Here is a 22,181-nt window from a genome sequence, read left to right as displayed (position 1 = left end):
CACAATCCTCAGGGTCACGCGACCACGGCTTGCATGACGTCGGCGGGATGCGCCGACGACCAAGAAAGGTCATGCCCTGCATTGATTACGCCATCGGCAGAATCGCCGGCCGCAGGATCATCGTCGTTGAGAAAGGCGATGACTTCGTTGGCGAGCCTGTCGTCTGCCTGGTGCGGCTGGGTCGTGTCATGCTCTACAAGCCCGCCCTGAATGAGGATAGCGTCCGAGTAGAGCTGGCCTGCCAGATAGGTCGTCTGGCCGAAACTGTCATAATCGATGATCTCGGCGATATTGACGACCGCATTGCTGCCGGTGTCGATCGTGACCGTTGCATCGGGATTGTTCTTCAGAAGCGTCGATGCCGCCTGGGTCACATCATCGGAATCGCCGAGGATGCTGACCTGCTTTATAACAGTCATGTCGTAGAGATTACCGGTAATGTAGAGCACGTTGAGGCCGGCATAGCCTTGGAAATTCACATCGAAGGACAGCCCTTCCGGCATGTTGGGATCGCGATCTTCGATGGCTTTCTGGGTCTCGATCATATAATCCGGCATTGCCTCGAAGGGGCTGCCTGCGCCGACATTGTGAATAGAGGCGAAATTCCAGATCAGATTGTCGCCGGTCTCGATGTCGGCGCCGGGATCGGCGCCGTCTTCCGCCCGCACCCAGTCATTGTCGTAGAGCAGCGAGATCTGCGTGATGCTGTTGATGTCGAGCACATTGCCGCCGATGATCACCAGATCATATTGCATGCCCATCCCGAAAAAGGAGGAGAGGTTGATGGAGGTGTTGCCGCCTGTCAGAACCGTGGTTTCGGATCCCGAGGTGGTGACCGTCATCGTGTCGTTGTCGCTGACGAAGTGATACTGCTCGACCCATTGTACGAAGGAGACATCGCCGTCGATGACACTGACGCGCCAGCTGGTCGGGAACGTCGGATCGGCAGCATCGGTTTCGGCATGGCTCGATGCTTCGAAGGTGCTTTGTTGGAAGACCGCGATATTCTTGGCGACTGTCCCCGCCTCCTCGGCCGAGTGCGCGGATGCGCGCAGCGCCGAGGCGATATCGTCATTATCGCTATAGACAAAGGATTGGGAAACCGCATCAACCTGATGGTAGTCGCCCATCACCGCGGTGACCGAGGTGATGACGGCGGTATTGATCACCGAGGCGACGTTGATGACGAAGTTCGCCCCGGCGGTCACCTCAAGGCTGTTGCCGCTTGGGTCGGTCTGCTCAACGGATGAATTGCTATCGTCGGGTTCTTCCGGGAGCTTGGCGAGACCGCGGTAGGGCAGGAAATCATCGAGGACAGGGATCTCGGCCTCGATCTTGCCGTTGACGTAAACCGGACCGTTGACCTCGGGATCGAGGCGGATGAAATCGTGCGTGGCGTCGGTGCTTGGCGGCGTTGCACCGCAGCTCTCGCTATCCTCGTCTTGGACATTTGCGGCATCCTTGGTATCGCGGGCATTATGGATGTAGCTTTCCAGATCCTGGGCGATCTTCAGGGCGCCGTCATAGCTGTCGGTTCGGTGGAGATCCGAAAAAGGCGTGAAGACTTCGGCCTTGGTGCCGAACTCCGCCAGCCGCTCGGTGACGAAACTCGTGTCCCGGGCAGCATGATTGCCGTCCGTCATGTCGAGATAGTCGTCGTCGTAAAGCACGTTGACCTGGAGGACATGACTGATCGCCGAACCAGGCCCGGCAAAGACATTCAATTCCGGCTCATTCGACAGCACGATATCCGTGGGCGAGCCGAAATGCGGTAACGGGATGTCCCTTGCGGCAATCGCCGCCAGCTTCTCGATGCTCTCTTCGAAGACGCGGCCCAAATGACGCGAAGGACCAAATTCGATCTCGTAACTGCCGCCTTTGTAGATGATCTCGGGATCGTAGTCCTTGAGCTGCAGATTGGAAGTGAAGGCCGCGGTAAACGCGTCCTGATCCGGCAGAACCGGTCCATCGTCGCCGGCTCCTGTGCCTTCGGCAAATTTGGTGCGCGCCCTCATCTCTTCGGTGGTCATCTCGAAGAGACCGATGAAGTGCGCAATGATTTCCGAAATCTTCTCGATATGCATGGTTCGGCCCTCCCATTCGAAATGACGATCGGCCTTTTAAAGCGGCCCCGCCGGGAGCCATGGTCGTCAAACCGTTTTCAAACAGTCGAACTGCACCGGCGCCGGCCGGTGCAGTTCGTCTTGGTCGCTGGAGGTTAGTATCAGGTGCCGGTATCCTCGCCGACGTCGGAGACATGAGAATTGCCGCCGATGACGCTGGAGTCGACCGTGTTGCTGAGCAGGTTCGCGCCCTGAACGAGCTCGAGGTGGAAGCCTGAATTGGCAAGGATCGCCGAAGCATCGGCCGCGCTCGAGCCGGTGGCGTCGTCGCCGGCCTTGAGATCCCAGCCCCGGCCGTCCATTTCCATGCCTTCCGCGCTATCGGCGGTGCCTGCATTGGCGTTCAAGTGGTTCTGGGCGCCTTCGTTCTCCATCTTGATGTTCCAGGCGCTGTCCTGGTCGGCCAGATGGTTTGCCTGAACGGCGCTGAAGCCGCTGTCGTTGCCCGCGCCGGACAGCGAGTCATTCAGAATGCTGTCGACGTCGAGCGTGAAGGAGAAGTCGTCGCCGAGGTTGAAGGTGAGGTCGTGGCCGGCAACGCCGAGGTTGTCGAAATCTTTGACGTCCTCGATGACGGCGAAGTCGGTGTCCGTCTTGTTGAAGCTGTCAGCGGTGTTGTTGCTATCGGAAACCGTCTTGGTGTCGGTATCGGTAATGGTCTTGATATCGGTGTCCGTAATCGTCTTGGTGTCGTTGTCGCTGTACGACTTGCTATCATAGCTCCAGTCGTAGTCGGTTTTGGTGTCGGTGATCGTCGTGGTCTTGGTGCTGGTGTCGTCGTCGGACTTGTAGCTCCAGTCGTATTCGTTATCGCGGTTGTCGCCATTGTTGGCGGAGAGTTCGGCTTTGACGTCGACGTCGACGCTGTTGTCGGTATTGTCACGATTGTCGCCATTGGCGACGCCACCGACATAACCTGTCGAGCCGTCGTCGACTTCAGTTGAATTAATAGCGCTGTTGGCAAAGCCGTCGGCCAGCGCCCCGACCTTCGTGATTTCGGTTACGTCGCCCGATGGTTTCGGGTCGTGTTTATAGGCGTCAGACATCAAAATCTCTCCAGAAAAAAACCGGAGCAGCTTTTCGAAATCCCTCTCATCTCAAATGGGATCTTGCTCGCGCTCGCTCCGATGCGGTTAACATCGGCAGATGTATTCGATACCAGTCATCTGCAGCTTCATCGCGATTTGTTCGTCAAACCGTTGGTATTGGGACCGTACGTACTCAGTACAAGGCCGCACATATCCAGCTCCGCATCCTGACGAGGATGAGGAGTGTTCAGGCTTTATTGTCGTTGATTTGCCCTAAATGGATGCCACGTACCAAAAACACACGCCGATACCTGGATCGTCCATGCCGCCACTTTGGCGACGATCACAGATTGCTGGAAAAAATGCGGAGCCGATAGATATCAATTCGGGCTAAGGCAGATTGACCACCTCCGTCTAGCCCCTGTCGGTGGAGCAATGGGACGTCTCAGGTGGGGTATTGCCGAGCGACGAGAGTAAGACTTGCAGCGCTCGCCGCGGGGTTGAGTGGCGCCATTCGACGGTTGTTCGGCCCATATCCGCTTGAGGACGAAAATATAACAATCTGTACTGAACTATTACATCGAGCTCTGATCTATATTGGGAGCAAATTTAACCTCGAAGTACGCATCATAGTAAAAATACAACCAAAGCTTAGTATATTGTTGTTTTTCGCCCGCTAAAACTAATCACTTTGGGCCATTTCCTTCCTTCTCAATCCGTATTAACATAATTAAGAAATGTCTAAAAAATAAGGCGGTGACATCCGGGGCCGGCATTTCATACTATTGAATACCCGCCATCGCTCCACGTTTGAGTAAAGTGTAACGCTAGGGGAGGCGTATATGTTCATGACAGGCTCAGAGACGGAGAATTCTGACCAGGGACGGAAGTTGGAGTCATCGAGAAATACTATACTAGTGGTCGCCAAGGCGGACCTGTTTTCTGAATGCATGGTAGAAGCGCTGGCGAAGAAATTTCCGAACTGTGAGGTGTCAAGCATAACGAGCACAAAGCCGATGCTGGACAAAGATGCCAACGATATAAAGCTTGTTTTATTCTATCACATACCTGCGCCCGAGCTTCATGAAGCGCTGCAGGCTGCTCGCGAAAATCACCCGGAAACTTCCGTCGGACTCGTCGTCGAAGCGATCGACATGCTCGAACCCTATGTCAGCCGCCTGGTGGAGGCAAGGATCATCGATGGCGTCCTGCCGCTCAACCTGCGGCTCGATGTCTTTATGGCCGCGGTTGATCTGCTGATGAAGGGTGGCGAACATTTTCCGTCAGCCCTTCTCAATCGCCTCACCAACAAGAACACCCCGCTGGAGCCTTCGCTCTATCAGACAAAATCGGTCGATGCGGCGCGCACCAATGCGCTGAAGCTGAGACGCGACAGCATCTCCTCGTTGACCACGCGCGAGGTTCAGATCCTGGACCTCATATGCAAGGGCACGCAAAACAAGATCATCGCCGACAAGCTGCATCTTTCCGAAAACACCGTGAAGGTTCACGTCCGCAACATCTACAAGAAGATGAACGTCCGAAACCGCACGGAAGCTGCATCCCGTTTCTTCAACGAGCATCCCGCCGGCGAGGACGACATGTCCGGCCGGTGGCGCAACTGATCCAGAGCAAGTCCGGCAAATTGGCTAGCGATTTTGCCAGGCAAAGCGCGCTATTGCCGGGAATGGCGTGAAAACAAAAAGGCTGAGCATCTTGGTGAACCGAAGAAAGGCGCAAATACTCTCGCGCGCCACGCGTCCATTCAGACGCGCAAACAAGGCCGTCGCACTGATTGTTGCGTCAGATCGACGGACGTGCGAAGCAGCGCGACTTCTGTCCGAAGCCGCTGGGAGAGCAGATATAAGGCGCTGAGCCGTGATAGGCGACGCGAACCGTTGGCGTAGCCGGGCGTTCGGGCCGATTTGCCGGATAGGCATAGGTTTTTGCAGCGCGCGGGGCCTCGACCACGACGACGTTCTTTTTCGCGACGGCGGCTATGTCGTCGTTAACGACGGTACAGGCCGCTGTCCCGATCGCAAGAAGCGTCGTTCCCCCGGCAAACATCGCAAGATGAAATAGACGCCAGCCTTTCGGCTGCGCTGCAGCTTGTTTTTTCAACATGGCCAAAACCCCTCGCATATGGCGCTTCCGGATGCAAGGCCGGTCGTGCGGTTCAGCCCGGCCGATCTTCCCGTTACTTCTAGGTGAGCTGCATTGAGTGAAGCTTGAGCGCGGTCTGGACACTCGCTCTGAGGGTAAAATAGACAGAAAATGATTAATCATTTGTTACATCAAAGAATAGTTGCGTAATTATTTCGAATACTTGGAATTTTTGAAGTTGACCTTATCCGCAATCGTCTTATCATTTTAATAGTAATTCAGTTGTTCTAAGAATAACTCAAAAGTTATTCATGTTGAGATAGTCGGTACAGAGTCGGTACAATGAATATCCAACAGGATAAGGACGGCATGAAGTGCTTAACTAAAACAAAAGACTAAAACATGGGAAGGAGTTGTAATGCGTAGTTTCGTTCCCAGCGAAGGCTATTCCGAAGTGACAGACATGCCGGTGCGCAAGGATTTGGGCACCGCTCTTGTGAATGGCGGCGCCGGTTTCCTCGGCTCGCATCTCTGCGAAAGGCTTCTACAGCGCGGCCACCGAGTCATCTGCCTCGATAATTTTTCCACCGGGCGCCGCGTGAACGTCGATCACCTCGCATCGAACGCCCGTTTTCAGCTCGTCGAGCACGATGTTCGCCAACCCTTCGATATCGAAGCGTCCCTCATCTTTAACTTCGCCTCGCCCGCCTCTCCGCCCGACTATCAGCGGGATCCTGTCGGCACATTGCTCACCAACGTGCTTGGCGCCGTCAACACCCTGGATTGCGCCCGCAAGACCGGTGCGGTCGTCGTTCAGTCGTCGACGTCGGAAGTCTATGGCGACCCGAACCAGAGCCCGCAGCAGGAATCCTATTGCGGCAACGTCAACCCGATCGGACCGCGGGCCTGTTACGACGAAGGTAAACGCAGCGCCGAGACCCTGTTTTTCGATTATCACAGGACCTACGGCGTCGACATCAAGGTCGGCCGCATCTTCAACACCTATGGGCCGCGCATGCGCCTGGATGACGGCCGCGTCGTCTCCAATTTCATCGTACAGGCTTTGCGCAATGCAGATCTGACGATCTATGGCGACGGTGAGCAGACCCGCTCTTTCTGCTATGTCGACGATCTCGTCGAGGGCTTCCTGCGTTTCTCGGCCGCCGGCAACGCCTGCCACGGCCCGATCAACCTCGGCAATCCGGCCGAGATCACGGTTCGGCGCCTGGCGGAGATCGTTCGCGACCTCACCAATTCGCGCTCACAGATCGTTCATCTGCCGGCGGTCACCGATGACCCGCGCCAGCGGCGGCCGGATATTTCCCGGGCCATGGCCGATCTGGGCTGGCAACCCTGCATCGGGCTTGAAACCGGCCTGGCGCGCACCGTCGATTATTTCGACGGCTTGCTTGCCGGCGCCGAGAAGGCGGAGGTCGTATGAGATGCCCCGCTACATTTTGGTTACCGGCGGCGCCGGTTTCATAGGCAGTCATATCTGCAAAACGCTGTCGCGTGCCGGTATGGTCCCCGTCACCTACGACAATCTCTCGACGGGGCATGCCGACAGTGTCCGCTGGGGACCGCTCATCCGGGCGGACCTCGCCGATGCCGCCACGCTGCGCCGGACCCTTGCAGAGTTTTCGCCCGATTGCGTCATCCATTGCGGCGCCAACGCCTATGTCGGCGAATCCGTCGAAATGCCCAGGAAATATTACCGCAACAACGTCGTCGGCAGCCTGACGCTGCTTGAGGCCTGCCTCGACCAGGATATCGACCGGATCGTCTTTTCGAGCAGCTGCGCCACCTACGGTGTCCCGGCCTCGTTGCCGATACTGGAGGAAACTCCACAGCACCCGGTCAATCCATACGGCCGCACCAAGCTGATCTTCGAGATGGCGCTCGAAGATTTTGCCGCCGCCTATGGCATCCGCTTCGCCGCGCTGCGCTATTTCAATGCGGCCGGTGCCGATCCGGACGGCGAGCTTGCTGAGCGCCACCATCCGGAAACCCATCTTATCCCCCGCGCCCTTCTCGCTGCCGCCGGCAGGCTGGAGCGCCTCGATGTCTTCGGCACCGATTATCCCACCGAAGACGGAACCTGCGTGCGTGACTATATTCATGTCAGCGATCTCGCCCAGGCGCATCTTGCCGCCGTCAATCACCTGATGGCCGATGGCGATTCGCTCAGCGTCAATCTCGGCTCCGGCCGCGGCACCTCGGTGCGCCAGATCCTCGAAGCCATCTATCGCGCGACCGGCCGTGAAGTTCCCGTCCGGTATCGTCCCCGCCGGGCCGGCGATCCGCCGATCCTCTTTGCCGACACGGCAAAAGCCAAGGCGGAACTCGGCTTCGCGCCCTCTCTCTCGGATATCGATACGATCATCCGCACCGCCGGTCCCACGTTCGGGCTGGAGGTGAAGGCATGAGCATCGGTTCGGAAATCGGCCATCGCACCAGGACGGCGAAAGCCGCCTCCGCGGATGCATTCGATGCCGTCTTCGCCGGCTGGAACCGCGTCGTTTACGGTTTCGGCATCCTCTGCTGGCTGGCGGCACTCGGCTATTTCTGGATCTGGTGGTGCCAGTCGGCTCACATCATTTCCTGGACGGCCTTCGTGCTCATTACCCTCGTGCTGGGCTGGATCACGCTTGTGCCGGCCTATTTCATCCTGATCTTCCTCGATGCGAGAACGGTCAGCCCCCACGCGCGGCTGCCGGAAGGGCGGGTGGCGATGGTGGTCACCAAGGCGCCGTCCGAGCCCTTTGCCGTGGTCCGCGCAACACTGCGGGCCATGCTCGACCAGATCGGCGTAGATTTCGATGTGTGGCTGGCCGACGAAGATCCTTCACAGGAAACCCGGCGCTGGTGCGCGGAACACGGCGTGCTGATCTCCACCCGAAAGGGCGTGGCGGAATATCATCGCGCCACCTGGCCGCGCCGGACGCGCTGCAAGGAAGGCAATCTCGCCTATTTCTACGACCATTTCGGCTATGCGCGTTACGATTTCGTCGCCCAGTTCGATGCCGATCATGTGCCGACTCCGACCTATCTCCGTGAGGTCCTCCGTCCCTTCGCCGACCCCGGCATCGGCTATGTCTCCGCGCCCAGCATCTGCGATGCCAACGCCGCGACGAGCTGGGCCGCGCGCGGCAGGCTCTATGCTGAAGCCAGCCTGCACGGTTCGCTGCAGACGGGTTACAACAATGGCTGGGCGCCGCTTTGCATCGGCTCGCATTATGCCGTTCGCACCTCAGCGCTTCGTGAAATCGGCGGCCTCGGCCCGGAACTCGCCGAAGACCACTCGACGACACTGATGATGAATGCCGGCGGCTGGCGTGGCGTGCATGCCGTCGATGCGATCGCCCATGGCGACGGACCGGCGAATTTTGCCGATCTCGTCGTCCAGGAATTCCAGTGGTCGCGCAGCCTCGTCACCATTTTGCTGCAGCATTCCGGCGGTTACATCGCGCATCTGCCGTGGCGGCTGAAATTTCAGTTCGTGTTCTCGCAGCTGTGGTATCCGCTCTTTTCCGTCTTCATGGCCGTTATGTTCCTGCTGCCGGTTGCCGCCTTGCTGACGGGCCATGTCTTCGTCAACGTCACCTATCCTGATTTTCTGGTGCATTTCACGCCGATATCGGTCGTGCTGACGCTATTCTCCGTGTTCTGGCGGGCGACGGGCACTTTCAGGCCGTATGATGCGAAGCTGTTCGGCTGGGAGGGGCTCGCCTTCATCTTCCTGCGCTGGCCGTGGTCGCTCGCCGGCAGCCTGGCCGCCATGCGCGATCGCATCTCCGGCTCCTTCGTCGATTTCCGCATCACGCCGAAGGGACAGCAGCAGCAGCATTCTCTGCCGCTGCGCGTCGTCGCGCCTTATATCGCGCTCGCCGGGCTGTGCGCCGTCGCCATGGCTTTTGCCAGCGAGGCCGCTGCCGCACAGGGCTTTTACATCTTCGCCGCGATGAACCTGTCGATCTATCTGTTGCTGACGGTGCTGATCGTCGTTCGCCATGCAATCGAGAACGGCCTGCCGCTGCTGCCGCAATCGCATGGGCTGCGGCTCGCGACCGCCATGGGGCTTGCCATCTGGGTTACCGGCGGAATGCAACTGGGCGGCCATGGCCTCCGCAGCCTCGAAGCCCTTTCCCATGGCCAGCCATTCGTCAGCTTCACCGAAACGCAATTTGCCGTGGCCGGCGCCGGCCTCGGCGGCGGCAAGACCAAGATCACGAAATTCCGTCTCAAATGGAATGGGTTCGGCAACATGGGACGGGACCAACAGGGTGTCTGAGCCGGCGGAACCGGTAAGTGTCGAACAGGAGGAAGTAATGCGTATCGGATCGAAACTTTATGGAGCGGCCCTTGCTCTCAGCTTGTGTCTGCCAGCGGCGGCCCAGTGCGCCGAGGCAGCTGGCAAGATGGCGCCGACGCCGACGCCGCTCAGCGCCTATGAGCTCTACCGCATCTATGGCGACAAGACCTGGGTCTGGAACACCGGCGGCGGCCGTTTCCTGGATGACGGCCGGCGTTTCGTCGCCTGGGTGAACGATAAGGGCAAGCAATCCTTTGCCGAAGGCAAGTGGGTGGTCGACGACCTCGGCCAGCTCTGCATGCGCGCCACCTGGACGAACGCCGAGGGTGCGGCCCGCGCCAGCACTTGTTTCGGCCACCGCAAGATCGGCAACACGATCTATCAGCGGCGCCAGCCGGACGGCAATTGGTACGTCTTCCGTCATGCGTCGGTGCGCGGGGATGACGAGTTTCGCAAGCTCGTTCCCATGGATTCGGTCAGCGACAAGGCGCGTGACCTGAAGCAGGTCCTGCTGAGCCAGGAAGTAGCCCGAAAAGGAGGGTGAGCCATGAAGAAGCTGATGAAAAAGAACCTCTCCACCGCAGCGATCGCGCTGCTCCTGCTGTGTGCCGCGGATATGCCCGGCCGAAGCGAGGTGCAATATGCGGGCATAGCCCCGAACCCGGCTGCAAGCGTCAAGACGATCATCGATAAACGCCCCGAACTTCATGCCGACGGCATCAAGTTCGGGGCCTACGATCCGCATGGCGATTTTGGCGCACAATCGAATGTCTCAACCGAAGCGCTGTTCCTGCCCTGGGAAGACGTCGATCTGGAGACGCTGCGCGTCGCCGATGCCTACGCGCAGGCCAGAGGCCGCAATCTGCTGATCACCGTGGAGCCATGGTCCTGGGACGTCGACTGGCGGCTGACCTCCGCCGAGCTTCGCCGGAAGGTCCTGCGCGGCGATTACGATGTCAACATGCGGGCGATCGCGCAGATGATATCCCAGCTGAAAAGCCCGGTGATCGTTCGCTGGGGCCAGGAGATGGAGGACAAGTCGGGGCGGTTTTCGTGGTCCGGGTGGAACCCGCGGGACTATATCGCCGCCTATAAGCGAATGATGGATATCGTCCGCCAGGAGGCGCCTGGCACTCAGATCATGTGGTCGCCGAAGGGCGAGCCGGGCTTGCAGGACTACTATCCCGGTGACGATTATGTCGATCTTGTCGGGCTCTCGGTCTTCGGCCTGGAACGCTACGACGAGCTTGCCTACGACAAGCATCGGACGTTCTCCGAAGCGCTGAAGCAGGGTTACGATCTCGTCGCCGGCTATGGCAAGCCGATCTGGGTGGCGGAGCTCGGCTATCAAGGCGGCGACGCCTATGTCCGGCCGTGGATCGAAACCGCGACGCTGAAACAGAGCGCCTTTCCAAACTTGCAGGAAGTCGTCTATTTCAACGATCGGGATGTGCACGCCTGGCCGTACGATCTCGGCCGGCCGGACTGGCGCGTGATCGATAGCGTCAGCAACTGATCCCACAAAACAAGGAGAGGTCCGCCGGGGTTCGCGGGCCTCTCCTCGCAGGTTAAAGCATGGCGCGCGATACGATCGCGACGCGGCTTAGCTCTTTGTTTTATGCATGTCGTTTGCGGCAAAAGCGCTTCGCGCTTTGCCTGGGAAAACCGCTGCACACTTGCGCGACACGCTTTAGGCGATCGATCATCCTTTGAGCGTCGCCTTACCCTCTTCGACGAGCCGGGTCGCCGCATCGGCCGGAGAAATCCGTTCGAAAGCGAGTTCGTCGCAGATCGGGCGCAGCACGCGCTGGTCGAACTGGGTCGCGCCCATCGGCACCGGCGGCGGATACTCGCCGACCTGATCTTTCAGAAGATTGACGTATTTGACCGTTTCCTGCTCCGTCGGATTGAGCTGCGGCAGAATGGCTTCACGCACTGTCGGCGACATCGGCACGCCGCGCTCGACGCCGAGGATCTTGCCGGCCTCGATATCGTTGACGAAGAAGTCGATGAATTTCGCCGCCGCTTCGCCGTTCTTTGTCGTGGCGCCGAGACTCCAGATCAGCGCAGGACGGTAGTAGTGGCCCGACGGCCCGCCCTTCTTTTCCCGCGGCAGCATGGTGATGCCGAGCTTGTTCTTGATGATGAGCTGGTAGCCGACCATCTGGTTGGAATAGGCCATGCCGATCACCGATTTGCCGACACCGAGGCTGTTGGTGTCGATGGTGTTCTGATCGAGCGTCTGGACGTCGGCGGCAACGGTTCCGCCCGCCTTGCGCAGCTTCTCCCAATAGTCGAACCATTGCGTGGCATCGTCGGCCGTGAAGCCGAGCCCGACGGTTTCCTTTGCAAAAAGGCTTTTGCCGCGCTGGCGCAGCCAGGCATCGAACACATAGGCGTAGCGGGCTGCATAGGGGCCTCCGCTCTTGCCGGAAGATTTTGTGAGTTCGACGGCGAGCTTGGCATACTCATCCCAGGTAAGGTCGGGTGTCGGCAGCGGGATGCCGGCCTTTTCGAATTCGACCGTGTCGAAAAACATCGAGAACGAGTTGAGGCCGAGGCCGACACCATAGAGTTTACCGTCGATGGTGGTCAGTTTCAGCATATCGGCGCCGAAGGACTGGACCTTCAGCGTCGAGGGGACGAATTCATCGAGCGGCAGGCAGGCGCCACGCTTGGAATAATCGGAGATCGTTCCCGGCTCGAGCTGGAAGATGTCGGCGATCGAGCGGCCGGCCATCTGTGTTGCGAGCTTCGTCCAGTAGCCGTCGCCGGATAGCGATTCGCCGACGATCGTGACGCCGGGTGTCTTCGATTGATAGAGCTTGGCGACATCGAGCGTGCGCTTGGCGCGATCGTTCGAACCCCACCACATTGCACGCAGCGAGGTGTCCTCGGCAAAAGCCGGAATGGCGCTTCCCGCGCCAAAGGCGAGGCCGGCGGCTGCTCCGGCTGATCCCATCAGAAATGAACGGCGGTTGACCTGCATGATATCCTCCTTGCCCCAATATGCCCGCCGCCATCCTCCAATGGCGTTTGCGAGCAATTCGTCACAAAGACTACGCAAAAAAATAATTATTGCAAGAAATAATGATTATCTTGCAAATTTGCATAACTTGCATAAACTTTGCCCCATGAATGACGAAAAGATCAGGAACGAACAGAAAGTCAGACGGCCGCGCCAGGCCGATATCGCCACATTGGCCGGGGTCTCCGTCTCGACGGTGTCGCGGGTACTCGCCAACGAACCCGGCATCAGCGAAACCGTGCGCCGCCAGATCTTGAAGGTGGCCGCTGAGCATGGCTATCCGGTCAAATCAGCGACTGAAGCCGTTGCTGGCGGGCTGGCGCTGATCGCCAGCGATGGCGTCACCGGCGGCCTCAGCGTCTTTTATGAAGCGATTGTCGACGGGTTGCGCGCCGGCGCCGCCGAAGCGGGCATGCCGTTCGAGATCCGCATGGTCCGCGAGGATCGCACCACGCCGGATGCCGTGCGCGACTATATGCGGGCAGCGGGCGCCGAAGGCCTCTTTCTCGTCGGCATCGATCCGAACGAGAGCCTGCGCGGCTGGCTGCGGGACACCATGACGCCCGCCGTTCTCGTCAATGGCACCGATCCTCGAATGCAATTCGATGGCGTTTCGCCGGCTAATTTCTTCGGCGCCTATCAGGCGACGAGCCGATTGATGAAGGCCGGCCACTGCCGCATCCTGCATTTGAGCGGCTCGCACCGCCATACGATCCGGGAGCGCATCCGCGGCTTCGAGGCGGCGATCGCCGCCGTTCCCGGTGCCGAAGGCCGTTTCGTCGACCTCGCACTGCAGGGCAGCGCCAGCGGCGAGGCCCATGATCGCACGGCTGCGATCCTTGCTGAAAATGCCGGTTTTACCGCCGCCTTCTGCATGAATGATTTCATCGCCGTCGGCGTGCTGGAGGCCGTCACCGAAGCCGGTCTGCGTGTGCCGGAGGATTTCGCCATCGTCGGCTTCGATGATCTGCCATGCGCGCTGATGACAAATCCGCAGCTTTCCACCATGCGCGTCGACCGTGCCGCCCTCGGGCGCGAGGCCATCTCGCTGATGCTGTCCCGTTTCCGCAACAGGACGGCGCCGGCGCGCCACATCTGCCAGGCTGTCATTCCCGTTTCGGGAGGGACCGTTGTGAACGCTGAACCCGTGAGTGACGCCGATGACCTATGATCCCGCCAGCGCCAACCCGCTCGCAGGCAATCCGCTCGAAACCCGCGCCGATATGAGCCGGGCCCTGCTTGATCTCTTCGATCCGCTGCTTGCCTGCTTCTCAAAAGGCAATGCCCGCGTCAGGCTGAGCGGTGCGGCCGCCCATTTCGACCGGGCGGCGGCCGATCTTGAAGGCTTTGCCCGCCCGCTCTGGGGTTTGGCGCCGCTTGGCGCCGGCAAGGGCGACTTCGCCCACTGGCATCGGTTCGCCGAGGGCCTCGCAAACGGCACCGATCCCGCCCATCCGGAATATTGGGGAACGGTCAATGGCCGCGATCAGCGCATGGTCGAGCTTGCCGCTCTCGGTTTTGCCCTGGCGCTGGTGCCGGAAAAGATCTGGGAACCGCTCGATGCGCGCGCCCGCGGCAATGTCATCGCCTATCTCAAACATGCCAGGCAGTTCGACTATGCCGACAACAACTGGAAATTCTTCCGGATCTTCGTCGATATCGCCCTCGATCGCCTCGGCGCCGATTTCGACCGCAGCCTGACCCGGCACTATCTGGAGGAACTCGAAGGCTTCTATATCGGCGACGGCTGGTATCGTGACGGAAACGTCCGCCGCATCGACCACTATATTCCCTTCGCCATGCATTTCTATGGCCTGATCTATTCGAAGCTGGTCGACGACGATTATGCCAAGCGCTATCGCAAGCGCGCGATCCTCTTCGCCCGGGATTTCCGCCACTGGTTCGCCGCCGACGGCGCCACGATCCCCTTCGGCCGCAGCCTGACCTATCGTTTCGCCTGCGCCGGCTTCTGGTCGGCGCTCGCTTTCGCCGATGTCGAGGCGCTGCCTTGGGGCGAGGTCAAACACCTCTGCCTGCAGCATCTGCGCTGGTGGAAGGATAAGCCGATTGCCGATCGCGACGGCGTGCTGTCGATCGGTTTCGGCTATCCGAACCTGCTGATGTCGGAGAGTTACAATTCCGCCGGCTCGCCCTATTGGGCGTTGAAAGCCTTTCTGCCGCTGGCGATCCGGCAGGATCATCCGTTCTGGACCGCTGAGGAAAAGGCGCCGGAGCAGGCACCTGACGTCGTCCCCCAGCGTCATCCCGGCATGGTGATGATGCGGACGGGCGGCGATGTCGTGGCCCTTTCCTCCGGGCAGGAAAATCTGCAGATGCGTTTCGGCACGGAAAAATACGCGAAATTCGCTTATTCCTCCCGCTACGGCTTCAGCGTCGAATCCGACGAACGCGGCTTTGCGCTGGCCGCCTTCGATTCGATGCTGGCCTTCAGCGATGACGGCCTGCACTATCGCGTGCGCGAAACCAATGAGGAAGCCAAGCTCGTAGGCGACGTGCTGTATGCGAAATGGTCGCCGTTTGAAGATGTCGGCGTCGAAACCTGGCTCGTCCCGGCAGCCCCTTGGCATATCCGCCTCCACCGGATCAGCTCAGGCCGGCCGCTACGCATCGCTGAAGGCGGCTTTGCCATCGGCCGCCGGGATTTCGAACTCGATAGGCTGTCGGCTTCGGATGGGGCTGCCTATGCGATCGGCGACGCCGATTTCACCGGCATTCTCGATCTCGGTTCTTCGGTCAGGCGCACCGGCCTGGCCCAGAAGGCGCAGCCTAACACCAATCTGATCGTTGCGAAAACCCTGGTGCCGCAGCTGCGCGGCCAGATCCCGGCCGGCGAAACCATCTTGGTGACGGCGGTACTGGCGTTCAACGATCCCGCTGCCGTCTCCTCGGCCTGGACGAAGCCCCCGAAAGCGCCCGACATCGCAGCACTGGAGGCCCTGGTGCGGGAAAAGGGCGTGACCGTCAGCGCCATCGAAGCCCCGGGACAGATGCCATGAGCCGACCGGCCATTGTCCTTGCCATGCAGCCTTCGCGTACCGAATACGTCCTGCCCGACGAGATCCTGCGCCGGCTCGGCGGTATCGGTCGCCTGCTGGATCCCGAGCCGCTGCAGCATTTCGACGATGCGCGGGCAAGACGCCTGCTGAGCGAAGCCGAAATCCTGATCACCGGCTGGGGCGCGCCCTATGTCGGACCCGATATTTGCGCCGCCGCGCCGCGGCTTCGCCTGATCGTCCATGCGGCGGGCACGGTGAAGGGCATCATCGACGACGCCGTCTTCGAAGCCGGCATAGCGGTCAGCCACGCGGCCGAGGCCAATGCTATGCCGGTCGCCGAATTCACACTGGCGGCGATCCTCTTCGCCGGCAAACGCGCCTTCCGTTTCCGCGATCTCTACGTCGCCGACCGCAACCGCGATCGAACCTATCCGATGCAGCGCGAAGCGATCGGCAACTACGGCCGCACTCTCGGAATTGTCGGCGCATCGCGCATCGGCCGGCGGGTAATCGAGCTGTTGAAACCCTTCGGTTACAGGCTGCTGCTGTTCGACCCCATGCTCGACGCCGCCGAGGCAGCCGGCCTCGGCGGCGAGAAGGTCGAGCTCGACGAATTGATGCGCCGCGCCGATATCGTTTCCCTGCATGCGCCGTCGCTGCCGTCGACCCGGCATATGATCGACGCGCGAGGACTGTCGCTGATGAAGGACGGCGCGACGCTCATCAATACGGCGCGCGGCATTCTCATCGATGAGGCGGCGCTGCTTTCGGAGCTGAAGACCGGCCGCATCGATGCGGTCATCGATGTCACCGATCCGGAAATCCCGGAGCCGGATTCTATATTTTACGATCTGCCGAACGTCTTCCTGACGCCGCATATTGCCGGCGCCATCGGGCTGGAACGGGCGCGCCTCGGCGAGATGGCGGTGGACGAGGTCGAGCGCTTCGTGACCGGCCGGCCGCTGCTCTACCAGATCCACCAGGCAAATCTCGAAAACATCGCCTGAGGCGCATGGAGCGGCTCAGGCGAGTAAAAACAAAGACCTAAAGCGCTAGGAGCGAATCAGAAAGATCGCGACGCGCCTTAGCTATCAGCGCGCTGTTTCAACGAATTCGGCGACCCGTCATCGGCAAGCTCAGGCATCAGATCGGAGATATTGACCACCTTGCCGGTGCGTGAGCTCGTCAGCGCGGCAATGCCGCAGAGCACGGACATGGCGCCGGCCCGCGTGCCGGCGCGCTGGCCGAGACGGTCTTCCATGTCGGGCTTGAAGATCATGTTGCGCATCCGGTCGTCGCCGCCGTAATGGCCGCCGGTGAAATGCGGAACGATGATGCGCTCGACCGCCTCCTTGCCGTTCGGGAAATTGCGGATGAGCAGGATCGTGTCCTGCTTCGGCTCTTCCCACGGCTGGGTCTCATACTGGCGAATTTCGATGCGTCCCTTGGTGCCGTTGAAGGCAAGGTGATGGCCTTCGATCGGCTGGAAGGTGTTCAGCGAATAGGAGACATGGACATTGTTGCGGTAACGCAGGCTGACCACCATCGTATCGGGAATATCGATGTCCTCGCGGAAGACGCAGCCGTCGCGAAAATAGCCGTCAATCTTCGACGGATCTTCATAGAGCTGATCGAGAAAGGAATCCTTTTCGATATCGAGATAGTAGTCGCATTCATGCGCGTGCGGACAGAGCTTGCAGCGCGGTCCGCGGAACGGGCCCTTGCCGCCGTAGTTCTGCAGGTCGGCGAAGGAGGTGACGGCGTCGGGATCGCTGTCGAGATACCAGTTCAACAGATCGAAATGATGCGTCGCCTTGTGGACGAACAGGCTGCCGGAATTTTCGGTATAGGCATGCCAGCGTCGGAAGTAGTCGGCGCCATGCTTGGTGTTGAGATACCAGTGAAAATCGACGGAGGTCACTCGACCGATCTCGCCGCTGTTCAACAGCTCCTTGATCTTTGCGGCCGTTGGCGCGTAGCGATAGTTGAAGGAGACGTCGACGCGGCGGCCGGTGCGCTTTTCGGCATCGAGAATTCGGCGAATTTTCTCGACCGAGGTAGTCATCGGCTTTTCGGTAATGACGTCGATACCGGCCTCCAGCGCCCGCACGACGATATCGTCATGCGTATGGTCGGGCGTGCAGACGATGACCAGATCCGGTTTCTGCTCGGCGAGCATGGAATTGATGTTTTCATAGAGCGGCGCATTGCTGCCGATCATGTTGCGGGCGCGCTCGCCGCGCAATGAATTCGTCTCGACGATGGCTGTGAGGTCGACATGTTCGCGCCAGCCGGCCAGCAGATCCTTGCCCCACATGGTGGTGCCGCGGTTTCCTGTGCCGATCAGGGCAAAACGGCGTTTCTCCATCGAATGATCCTCCTGCATGCGTGATGAAACGAATATTGAAAAATCAGATCTGGCAGCAACTTTTGAACCGCTCGACGCAGGTGGCGATCACCTCGTCGGCCGGGCGTTTCCACCAGGTCTCTGCCGAAAAGATCTCCACTTCCTGCGCCCCGAAGAAACCGGCCGCCTCGATCATCCGTCTTATGCCCTTGAGATCGATGACGCCATCGCCCATCATGCCGCGGTCGAGCAGCATGTCCTTGGTCGGCACCAGCCAGTCGCAGATGTGGTGGGCAAAGATCCGTTTCATACGTCCGGCGCGGGCGATCTGGTTGGCAAGATCGGGATCCCACCAGACATGGTAGACGTCGATCGCGACGCCGACATCCTCGCCGAGCGGCTCGCACATGTCGAGCGCCTGGCCGAGCGTGTTCACGCAAGACCGGTCGGCCGCATACATCGGATGCAGCGGCTCGATGGCAAGCTTCACGCCTGATGCCTGCGCATGCGGCAGCACGGCGGCGATACCATCGAACACCATCTGGCGGGCCGCGACGATATCCCTCGAGCTGCCCGGCAACCCGCCGACGACCAGCACGAGGCAATCGGCGGAAAACGCGGCCGCTTCGTCGATGGCGCGCCTGTTGTCGTCGAGGTTCTTCTGCCAGTCGGCGTCGTTTGCCGCCGGAAAGAAGCCGCCGCGGCAAAGCCCGGTCAGCTTGATGCCATTCGATTTGACGATCCTGACCGCCTCGTCGAGTCCGGCCTTGGCGACCTGGTCGCGCCAGGGCGCGATCGAGGTGATGCCGTGCTTCAGGCAGATGTCGACGGCTTCGGCAAAACCGCATTGCTCGCGGACCGTCGCCAGATTGATCGAAAGTCCTTCGACCTGCATGTCATTTTCCTCCCATCGCCGTGACTGAGATCAGTGAACGCCGTTGACGGCAAGCACTTGGCGCATGCGCGCCGTTGCCAGTTCTGGATCGGCCAGCACCCGCGCCTTGTCGGCCAAGCGGAAGAGCTCTGCCAGATGCGTCAGCGAGCGGGTGCTCTGCTGGCCGCCGACCATGACGAAATGATCCTGCAGGCCGTTGAGATAGGCGAGGAAGACGACGCCGGTCTTGTAGAAACGCGTCGGCGCCTTGAAGATGTGGCGTGACAGCGGCACGGTCGGCTCGAGCAGGTCGAAGAATTCGTGGTTGCTCCTGCGGCCGAGCGCGTCGAGCGCAGCAGACGCTGCCGGCGCGATCGCATCGAAAATGCCGAGCAGCGCATCGGAATGGCCCTCTTCGTCGCCGGCGATCAATTCGGCATAGTTGAAGTCGTCGCCGGTATACATGCGCACGGCCTCAGGCAACTGCCGGCGCATCGCCACTTCCTTTTCTTTGGAAAGCAGCGAGATCTTGATGCCGTCGACCTTGGCGGCGTTGGCTTCGATCACGTCAAGGCAGGTTTTCATCGCCTTCAGGTGGTCGCCATTGCCCCAGTATCCCTCGAGCGCCGGATCGAACATTTCTCCCAGCCAATGGATGATAACGGGTTCCTTGACCTGGCGAAGGATGCGGTCATAGACCCTGACATAATCGTCCGGTCCCTTGGCCGTGACGGCAAGCGCCCGGCTCGCCATCAGGATGATGCGGCCGCCAGCCGCCTCCACCGTTTCGATCTGCTCCTCATAGGCTCTGAGAATGGTATCGACGGTCACGTCGGGTCCCGGCGTCACATGGTCGGTGCCGGCGCCGCAGGCGATCAGCGCATCCTTGCGGCCGGCCGCTTCGCCAAGCGCCCGCCGGATGAGGTCGCGCGCTTCCGGCCAGCCGAGGCCCATGCCGCGCTGCGCCGTATCCATCGCTTCGGCAACGCCGAGGCCGAGATCCCAGAGCCGGTGGCGGAAGGCGAGCGTCCGCTCCCAGTCGATCGCCGGCGTCAGCCAGGGATCGTTGTCGGCGAGCGGATCGGCGACGACATGGGCGGCGGCAAAGGCGATGCGCGGAAAAGCCTTGGCGTCGCGTTTTTTCAGTTCGATCGGCGTTCCGGTCAGCGTGTAGGGGACGATCTTGCCGTCCAGCGGGAGATTGATCGTCGTCACGGTTCAGAACTCCAATGCGGGAACATCGAGCCAGCGGCGTTCGGCCCAGGATTTCAGGCCGAGTTCGGCCAGCTGCACGCCCTTGGCGCCGGCTTCCAGCCCATAGGGCCACGGCGCGTCTTCGACGACATGGCGGATGAACATTTCCCATTGCACCTTGAAACCGTTGTCGAAAGCCTGCGTATCTGGAACCTCGTCCCAGGTCTTGTAGAAGTCGATCGTCTGCGGCTGGTCAGGATTCCACACCGGCTTCGGCGTGTTGACCCGGTGCTGGCTCCAGCATTTCGTCAGGCCGGCGACGGCCGAACCATGGGTGCCGTCGACCTGGAAGGTGACGAGGTCGTCGCGGCGCACACGCACGGCCCAGGAGGAGTTGATCTGGGCGATCGCGCCGCCGTCGAGCTCGAAGGTCGCATAGGCCGCGTCGTCGGTGTCGCAGTCATAAGGTTTGCCCTGCTCGTCGATGCGCTGCGGAATATGCGTGGCCCCGAGGCAGGAGACGGCCTTCACCTCGCCGAACAGATTGTCGAGCACGTAGCGCCAGTGGCAGAGCATGTCGAGGATGATGCCGCCGCCGTCGCCCTTGCGGTAGTTCCAGGAGGGACGCTGGGCCGGCACGCCCCAATCGCCTTCGAAAACCCAATAGCCGAATTCGCCGCGCACCGAGAGGATCTTGCCGAAGAAGCCGGAATCCCTGAGCAGCGCCAGCTTGCGCAAGCCGGGAAGGAAGAGCTTGTCCTGCACCACGCCGTGTTTGAGCCCGGAGCCGCGCGCCTTGCGGGCAAGATCGATCGCCACCTGCAGGTCGTCGGAAATCGGCTTTTCGCAATAGACATGCTTGCCGGCATCGAGCGCCCGGGACAGAAGTTCGGCGCGCATCAGCGTGGTGCCGGCGTCGAAGAAGATCGTGTCGTCGGGGTTGGCGAGAGCGGCATCGAGATCGGTCGACCAGCGCTTGATGTTATGCTTCTTCGCCAGCTCTTCCATCTTGGCGCCGTTGCGGCCGACGATGATCGGGTCGATTTCTAGCTTCTCGCCCGATTTCAGCGTGATGCCGCCCTGGTCGCGGAAGGCGAGGATCGAACGCACCAGGTGCTGATTGTACCCCATGCGGCCGGTAACGCCGTGTAAGATGATCCCCAAGCGTGCCATGTTTTCCTCCCTGGAATCTTTTGCGGCGCGAGCGGGCATCAAGCCGGGCCCTCCCAAGCCGGTAACTAAACAGTTACTTGATGGCAGAAGAGCGGCGAGGCTGTCAATAGTCAAATCCTGATTTCAGAATTCAGTGCTTGATCGAGGCGAGCGTCACGTGGACGATATGTCTTTCCCAGGCATTGAGATGGTTTGGCTCGATCAGGTCGCGGCCGAAGATCGTCGAAAGCGTGTACTGGTTGGACAGGTAGAAATAGCCCAGCGAGGCGATCGTCAGATAGACGTGCAGCGGATCGGCGCTCTCGACGAAGACGCCTTGCTTCTTTCCCCGCTCGAGGACGTCCGAAAGCTCGCCGATCAGATGCGAATGCAGTTCCTTGAGCCGGACGGATTGGCGCAGCCAACGGGCCCGATGCAGGTTTTCCGTGCCGAGCAGGCTGAGGAATTCCGGGTGCTGGAGAAAATAACGCCAGGTGAAGAGCGCCAGTTCCCCGATGCCTTCCTCCGGGCTGCGGTCACCGATATGGAGCGCGCGCTCGGCGGTGCGGATGCCGACATAGGCCTCTTCGAGCACGCGGAGATAGAGCTGCTCCTTGTCGCCGAAATAATGGTAGAGCATGCGCTTGTTGGTGCCGGCGCGCTCGGCGATGGCGTCGACGCGGGCTCCGCCCATGCCGTTTTCGGCAAATTCCCGGGTGGCCGCTTCCAGGATCGCGGCGCGCGTCCGCTCCGGATCGCGTTGCGCCGTGCGTTCCTGAGATGGGCGCCGGGATTTTTTCTTCTCCCCGTTTTGGCCGTTGTCGTTCATCGTTTCCCCTCCGTCTCGCATGTTGCGCTCATAAGCCTTCGGTGCGAAATTGTAAAAACCGAATTTTAGAAGGGCGGCGAGCAAGAACCGACACCCCGCTTGACAGGCTTGCCGCTTTGCTCGTAGCTTGTAACCAATTAGTTATTTATGCAAGAGTAACTACATCGGAAGCGT

The 22,181-nt window shown here is 60.3% G+C and carries 18 protein-coding genes; 9 read left to right on the top strand and 9 right to left on the bottom strand.

Features of this window, described 5'->3' with window-relative positions; all coding sequences use genetic code 11:
- Positions 1-14: 14 nt before the first annotated feature.
- Together OS035_RS08675 and OS035_RS08670 are read right to left on the bottom strand one after the other, a co-directional pair.
- Positions 15-2,084 carry a hypothetical protein gene (locus OS035_RS08675; protein ID WP_097628470.1) on the bottom strand — a complete coding sequence of 690 codons (2,070 nt, stop codon included), beginning with the start codon at positions 2,082-2,084 and terminating at the stop codon, positions 15-17.
- 140 nt (positions 2,085-2,224) lie between these two features.
- Positions 2,225-3,169, bottom strand: coding sequence for a fibrinogen-binding protein (locus OS035_RS08670; RefSeq protein WP_097628469.1), 945 nt, complete (start codon positions 3,167-3,169; stop codon positions 2,225-2,227).
- Positions 3,170-3,993: 824 nt separating this feature from the next.
- Here OS035_RS08670 and OS035_RS08665 point away from each other — a divergent pair.
- Positions 3,994-4,776, top strand: a complete 783-nt coding sequence (locus OS035_RS08665; protein WP_012559437.1) for a helix-turn-helix transcriptional regulator — start codon at positions 3,994-3,996, stop codon at positions 4,774-4,776.
- 178 nt (positions 4,777-4,954) lie between these two features.
- Here the strand turns inward: OS035_RS08665 and OS035_RS08660 are convergent, their stop codons facing one another.
- Complete coding sequence (locus tag OS035_RS08660) at positions 4,955-5,275, bottom strand: hypothetical protein (RefSeq protein ID WP_097628468.1); 321 nt, start codon at positions 5,273-5,275, stop codon at positions 4,955-4,957.
- A gap of 397 nt (positions 5,276-5,672) precedes the next feature.
- On the opposite strand from OS035_RS08660, the gene OS035_RS08655 reads away from it, so the two are divergent.
- The 5 genes from OS035_RS08655 to OS035_RS08635 are packed head-to-tail and all read left to right on the top strand — an operon-like array spanning position 5,673 to position 11,082.
- Positions 5,673-6,695, top strand: coding sequence for a UDP-glucuronic acid decarboxylase family protein (locus OS035_RS08655; RefSeq protein WP_097628467.1), 1,023 nt, complete (start codon positions 5,673-5,675; stop codon positions 6,693-6,695).
- Between the two features lies 1 nt (position 6,696).
- On the top strand, positions 6,697-7,680 hold the full coding sequence (gene galE, locus OS035_RS08650; protein ID WP_097628466.1) for a UDP-glucose 4-epimerase GalE: 984 nt from the start codon (positions 6,697-6,699) through the stop codon (positions 7,678-7,680).
- Positions 7,677-9,545 (top strand): glycosyltransferase family 2 protein, encoded by a 1,869-nt coding sequence (locus OS035_RS08645; RefSeq protein WP_097628465.1) that lies wholly within the window; start codon positions 7,677-7,679, stop codon positions 9,543-9,545. The genes galE and OS035_RS08645 overlap by 4 nt, the downstream gene beginning before the upstream one ends.
- A 37-nt stretch (positions 9,546-9,582) precedes the next feature.
- Entirely contained in the window at positions 9,583-10,110 is a 528-nt protein-coding gene (locus OS035_RS08640) for a DUF995 domain-containing protein (protein WP_097628464.1), read from the top strand.
- A 3-nt stretch (positions 10,111-10,113) separates the two neighbouring features.
- The gene (locus tag OS035_RS08635) at positions 10,114-11,082 is read left to right on the top strand and encodes a glycoside hydrolase family 26 protein (protein ID WP_331813608.1); all 969 of its coding nucleotides are present in this window, start codon (positions 10,114-10,116) and stop codon (positions 11,080-11,082) included.
- Positions 11,083-11,268: 186 nt separating this feature from the next.
- On the opposite strand, the gene OS035_RS08630 is transcribed toward OS035_RS08635, so the two are convergent.
- The gene (locus OS035_RS08630) at positions 11,269-12,555 is read right to left on the bottom strand and encodes an ABC transporter substrate-binding protein (protein ID WP_183856678.1); all 1,287 of its coding nucleotides are present in this window, start codon (positions 12,553-12,555) and stop codon (positions 11,269-11,271) included.
- Between the two features lie 145 nt (positions 12,556-12,700).
- On the opposite strand from OS035_RS08630, the gene OS035_RS08625 reads away from it, so the two are divergent.
- The 3 genes from OS035_RS08625 to OS035_RS08615 are packed head-to-tail and all read left to right on the top strand — an operon-like array spanning position 12,701 to position 16,618.
- Positions 12,701-13,765: a LacI family DNA-binding transcriptional regulator gene (locus OS035_RS08625; protein ID WP_310804324.1), complete on the top strand. Its 1,065-nt coding sequence runs from the start codon at positions 12,701-12,703 to the stop codon at positions 13,763-13,765.
- Positions 13,755-15,611 carry a DUF2264 domain-containing protein gene (locus OS035_RS08620; protein WP_331813607.1) on the top strand — a complete coding sequence of 619 codons (1,857 nt, stop codon included), beginning with the start codon at positions 13,755-13,757 and terminating at the stop codon, positions 15,609-15,611. Before OS035_RS08625 ends, OS035_RS08620 begins: the two co-directional genes overlap by 11 nt.
- The gene (locus OS035_RS08615) at positions 15,608-16,618 is read left to right on the top strand and encodes a hydroxyacid dehydrogenase (RefSeq protein ID WP_310804322.1); all 1,011 of its coding nucleotides are present in this window, start codon (positions 15,608-15,610) and stop codon (positions 16,616-16,618) included. Before OS035_RS08620 ends, OS035_RS08615 begins: the two co-directional genes overlap by 4 nt.
- Positions 16,619-16,695: 77 nt before the next feature.
- Here the strand turns inward: OS035_RS08615 and OS035_RS08610 are convergent, their stop codons facing one another.
- From OS035_RS08610 to OS035_RS08590, 5 genes are all read right to left on the bottom strand, one after another.
- Positions 16,696-17,979, bottom strand: coding sequence for a Gfo/Idh/MocA family protein (locus OS035_RS08610; protein ID WP_310808788.1), 1,284 nt, complete (start codon positions 17,977-17,979; stop codon positions 16,696-16,698).
- A 43-nt stretch (positions 17,980-18,022) separates the two neighbouring features.
- Positions 18,023-18,853, bottom strand: a complete 831-nt coding sequence (locus OS035_RS08605) for a sugar phosphate isomerase/epimerase family protein (RefSeq protein ID WP_331813606.1) — start codon at positions 18,851-18,853, stop codon at positions 18,023-18,025.
- A gap of 30 nt (positions 18,854-18,883) precedes the next feature.
- On the bottom strand, positions 18,884-20,047 hold the full coding sequence (locus OS035_RS08600) for a dihydrodipicolinate synthase family protein (protein WP_097628457.1): 1,164 nt from the start codon (positions 20,045-20,047) through the stop codon (positions 18,884-18,886).
- Positions 20,048-20,050: 3 nt separating this feature from the next.
- Positions 20,051-21,199 (bottom strand): Gfo/Idh/MocA family protein, encoded by a 1,149-nt coding sequence (locus OS035_RS08595; RefSeq protein WP_097628456.1) that lies wholly within the window; start codon positions 21,197-21,199, stop codon positions 20,051-20,053.
- Positions 21,200-21,329: 130 nt separating this feature from the next.
- Complete coding sequence (locus OS035_RS08590; protein ID WP_097628488.1) at positions 21,330-22,007, bottom strand: TetR/AcrR family transcriptional regulator; 678 nt, start codon at positions 22,005-22,007, stop codon at positions 21,330-21,332.
- Positions 22,008-22,181 lie beyond the last annotated feature (174 nt).

This window comes from Rhizobium sp. 268 (assembly GCF_036571585.1).
GTDB lineage: Bacteria > Pseudomonadota > Alphaproteobacteria > Rhizobiales > Rhizobiaceae > Rhizobium > Rhizobium redzepovicii.
The sequence above is the reverse complement of the archived record's forward strand: the minus strand, read 5'-3'. Positions and strand labels throughout refer to the sequence as shown.

Excerpts from the sequence above, each read along its gene's own strand:
- OS035_RS08675 (WP_097628470.1), bottom strand. The coding sequence starts at position 2,084 with ATGCATATCGAGAAGATTTCGGAAATCATTGCGCACTTCATCGGTCTC.
- OS035_RS08670 (WP_097628469.1), bottom strand. The coding sequence starts at position 3,169 with ATGTCTGACGCCTATAAACACGACCCGAAACCATCGGGCGACGTAACC.
- OS035_RS08665 (WP_012559437.1), top strand. The coding sequence starts at position 3,994 with ATGTTCATGACAGGCTCAGAGACGGAGAATTCTGACCAGGGACGGAAG.
- OS035_RS08660 (WP_097628468.1), bottom strand. The coding sequence starts at position 5,275 with ATGTTGAAAAAACAAGCTGCAGCGCAGCCGAAAGGCTGGCGTCTATTT.
- OS035_RS08655 (WP_097628467.1), top strand. The coding sequence starts at position 5,673 with ATGCGTAGTTTCGTTCCCAGCGAAGGCTATTCCGAAGTGACAGACATG.
- galE (WP_097628466.1), top strand. The coding sequence starts at position 6,697 with ATGCCCCGCTACATTTTGGTTACCGGCGGCGCCGGTTTCATAGGCAGT.
- OS035_RS08645 (WP_097628465.1), top strand. The coding sequence starts at position 7,677 with ATGAGCATCGGTTCGGAAATCGGCCATCGCACCAGGACGGCGAAAGCC.
- OS035_RS08640 (WP_097628464.1), top strand. The coding sequence starts at position 9,583 with ATGCGTATCGGATCGAAACTTTATGGAGCGGCCCTTGCTCTCAGCTTG.
- OS035_RS08635 (WP_331813608.1), top strand. The coding sequence starts at position 10,114 with ATGAAGAAGCTGATGAAAAAGAACCTCTCCACCGCAGCGATCGCGCTG.
- OS035_RS08630 (WP_183856678.1), bottom strand. The coding sequence starts at position 12,555 with ATGCAGGTCAACCGCCGTTCATTTCTGATGGGATCAGCCGGAGCAGCC.
- OS035_RS08625 (WP_310804324.1), top strand. The coding sequence starts at position 12,701 with ATGAATGACGAAAAGATCAGGAACGAACAGAAAGTCAGACGGCCGCGC.
- OS035_RS08620 (WP_331813607.1), top strand. The coding sequence starts at position 13,755 with ATGACCTATGATCCCGCCAGCGCCAACCCGCTCGCAGGCAATCCGCTC.
- OS035_RS08615 (WP_310804322.1), top strand. The coding sequence starts at position 15,608 with ATGAGCCGACCGGCCATTGTCCTTGCCATGCAGCCTTCGCGTACCGAA.
- OS035_RS08610 (WP_310808788.1), bottom strand. The coding sequence starts at position 17,979 with ATGGAGAAACGCCGTTTTGCCCTGATCGGCACAGGAAACCGCGGCACC.
- OS035_RS08605 (WP_331813606.1), bottom strand. The coding sequence starts at position 18,853 with ATGCAGGTCGAAGGACTTTCGATCAATCTGGCGACGGTCCGCGAGCAA.
- OS035_RS08595 (WP_097628456.1), bottom strand. The coding sequence starts at position 21,199 with ATGGCACGCTTGGGGATCATCTTACACGGCGTTACCGGCCGCATGGGG.
- OS035_RS08590 (WP_097628488.1), bottom strand. The coding sequence starts at position 22,007 with ATGAACGACAACGGCCAAAACGGGGAGAAGAAAAAATCCCGGCGCCCA.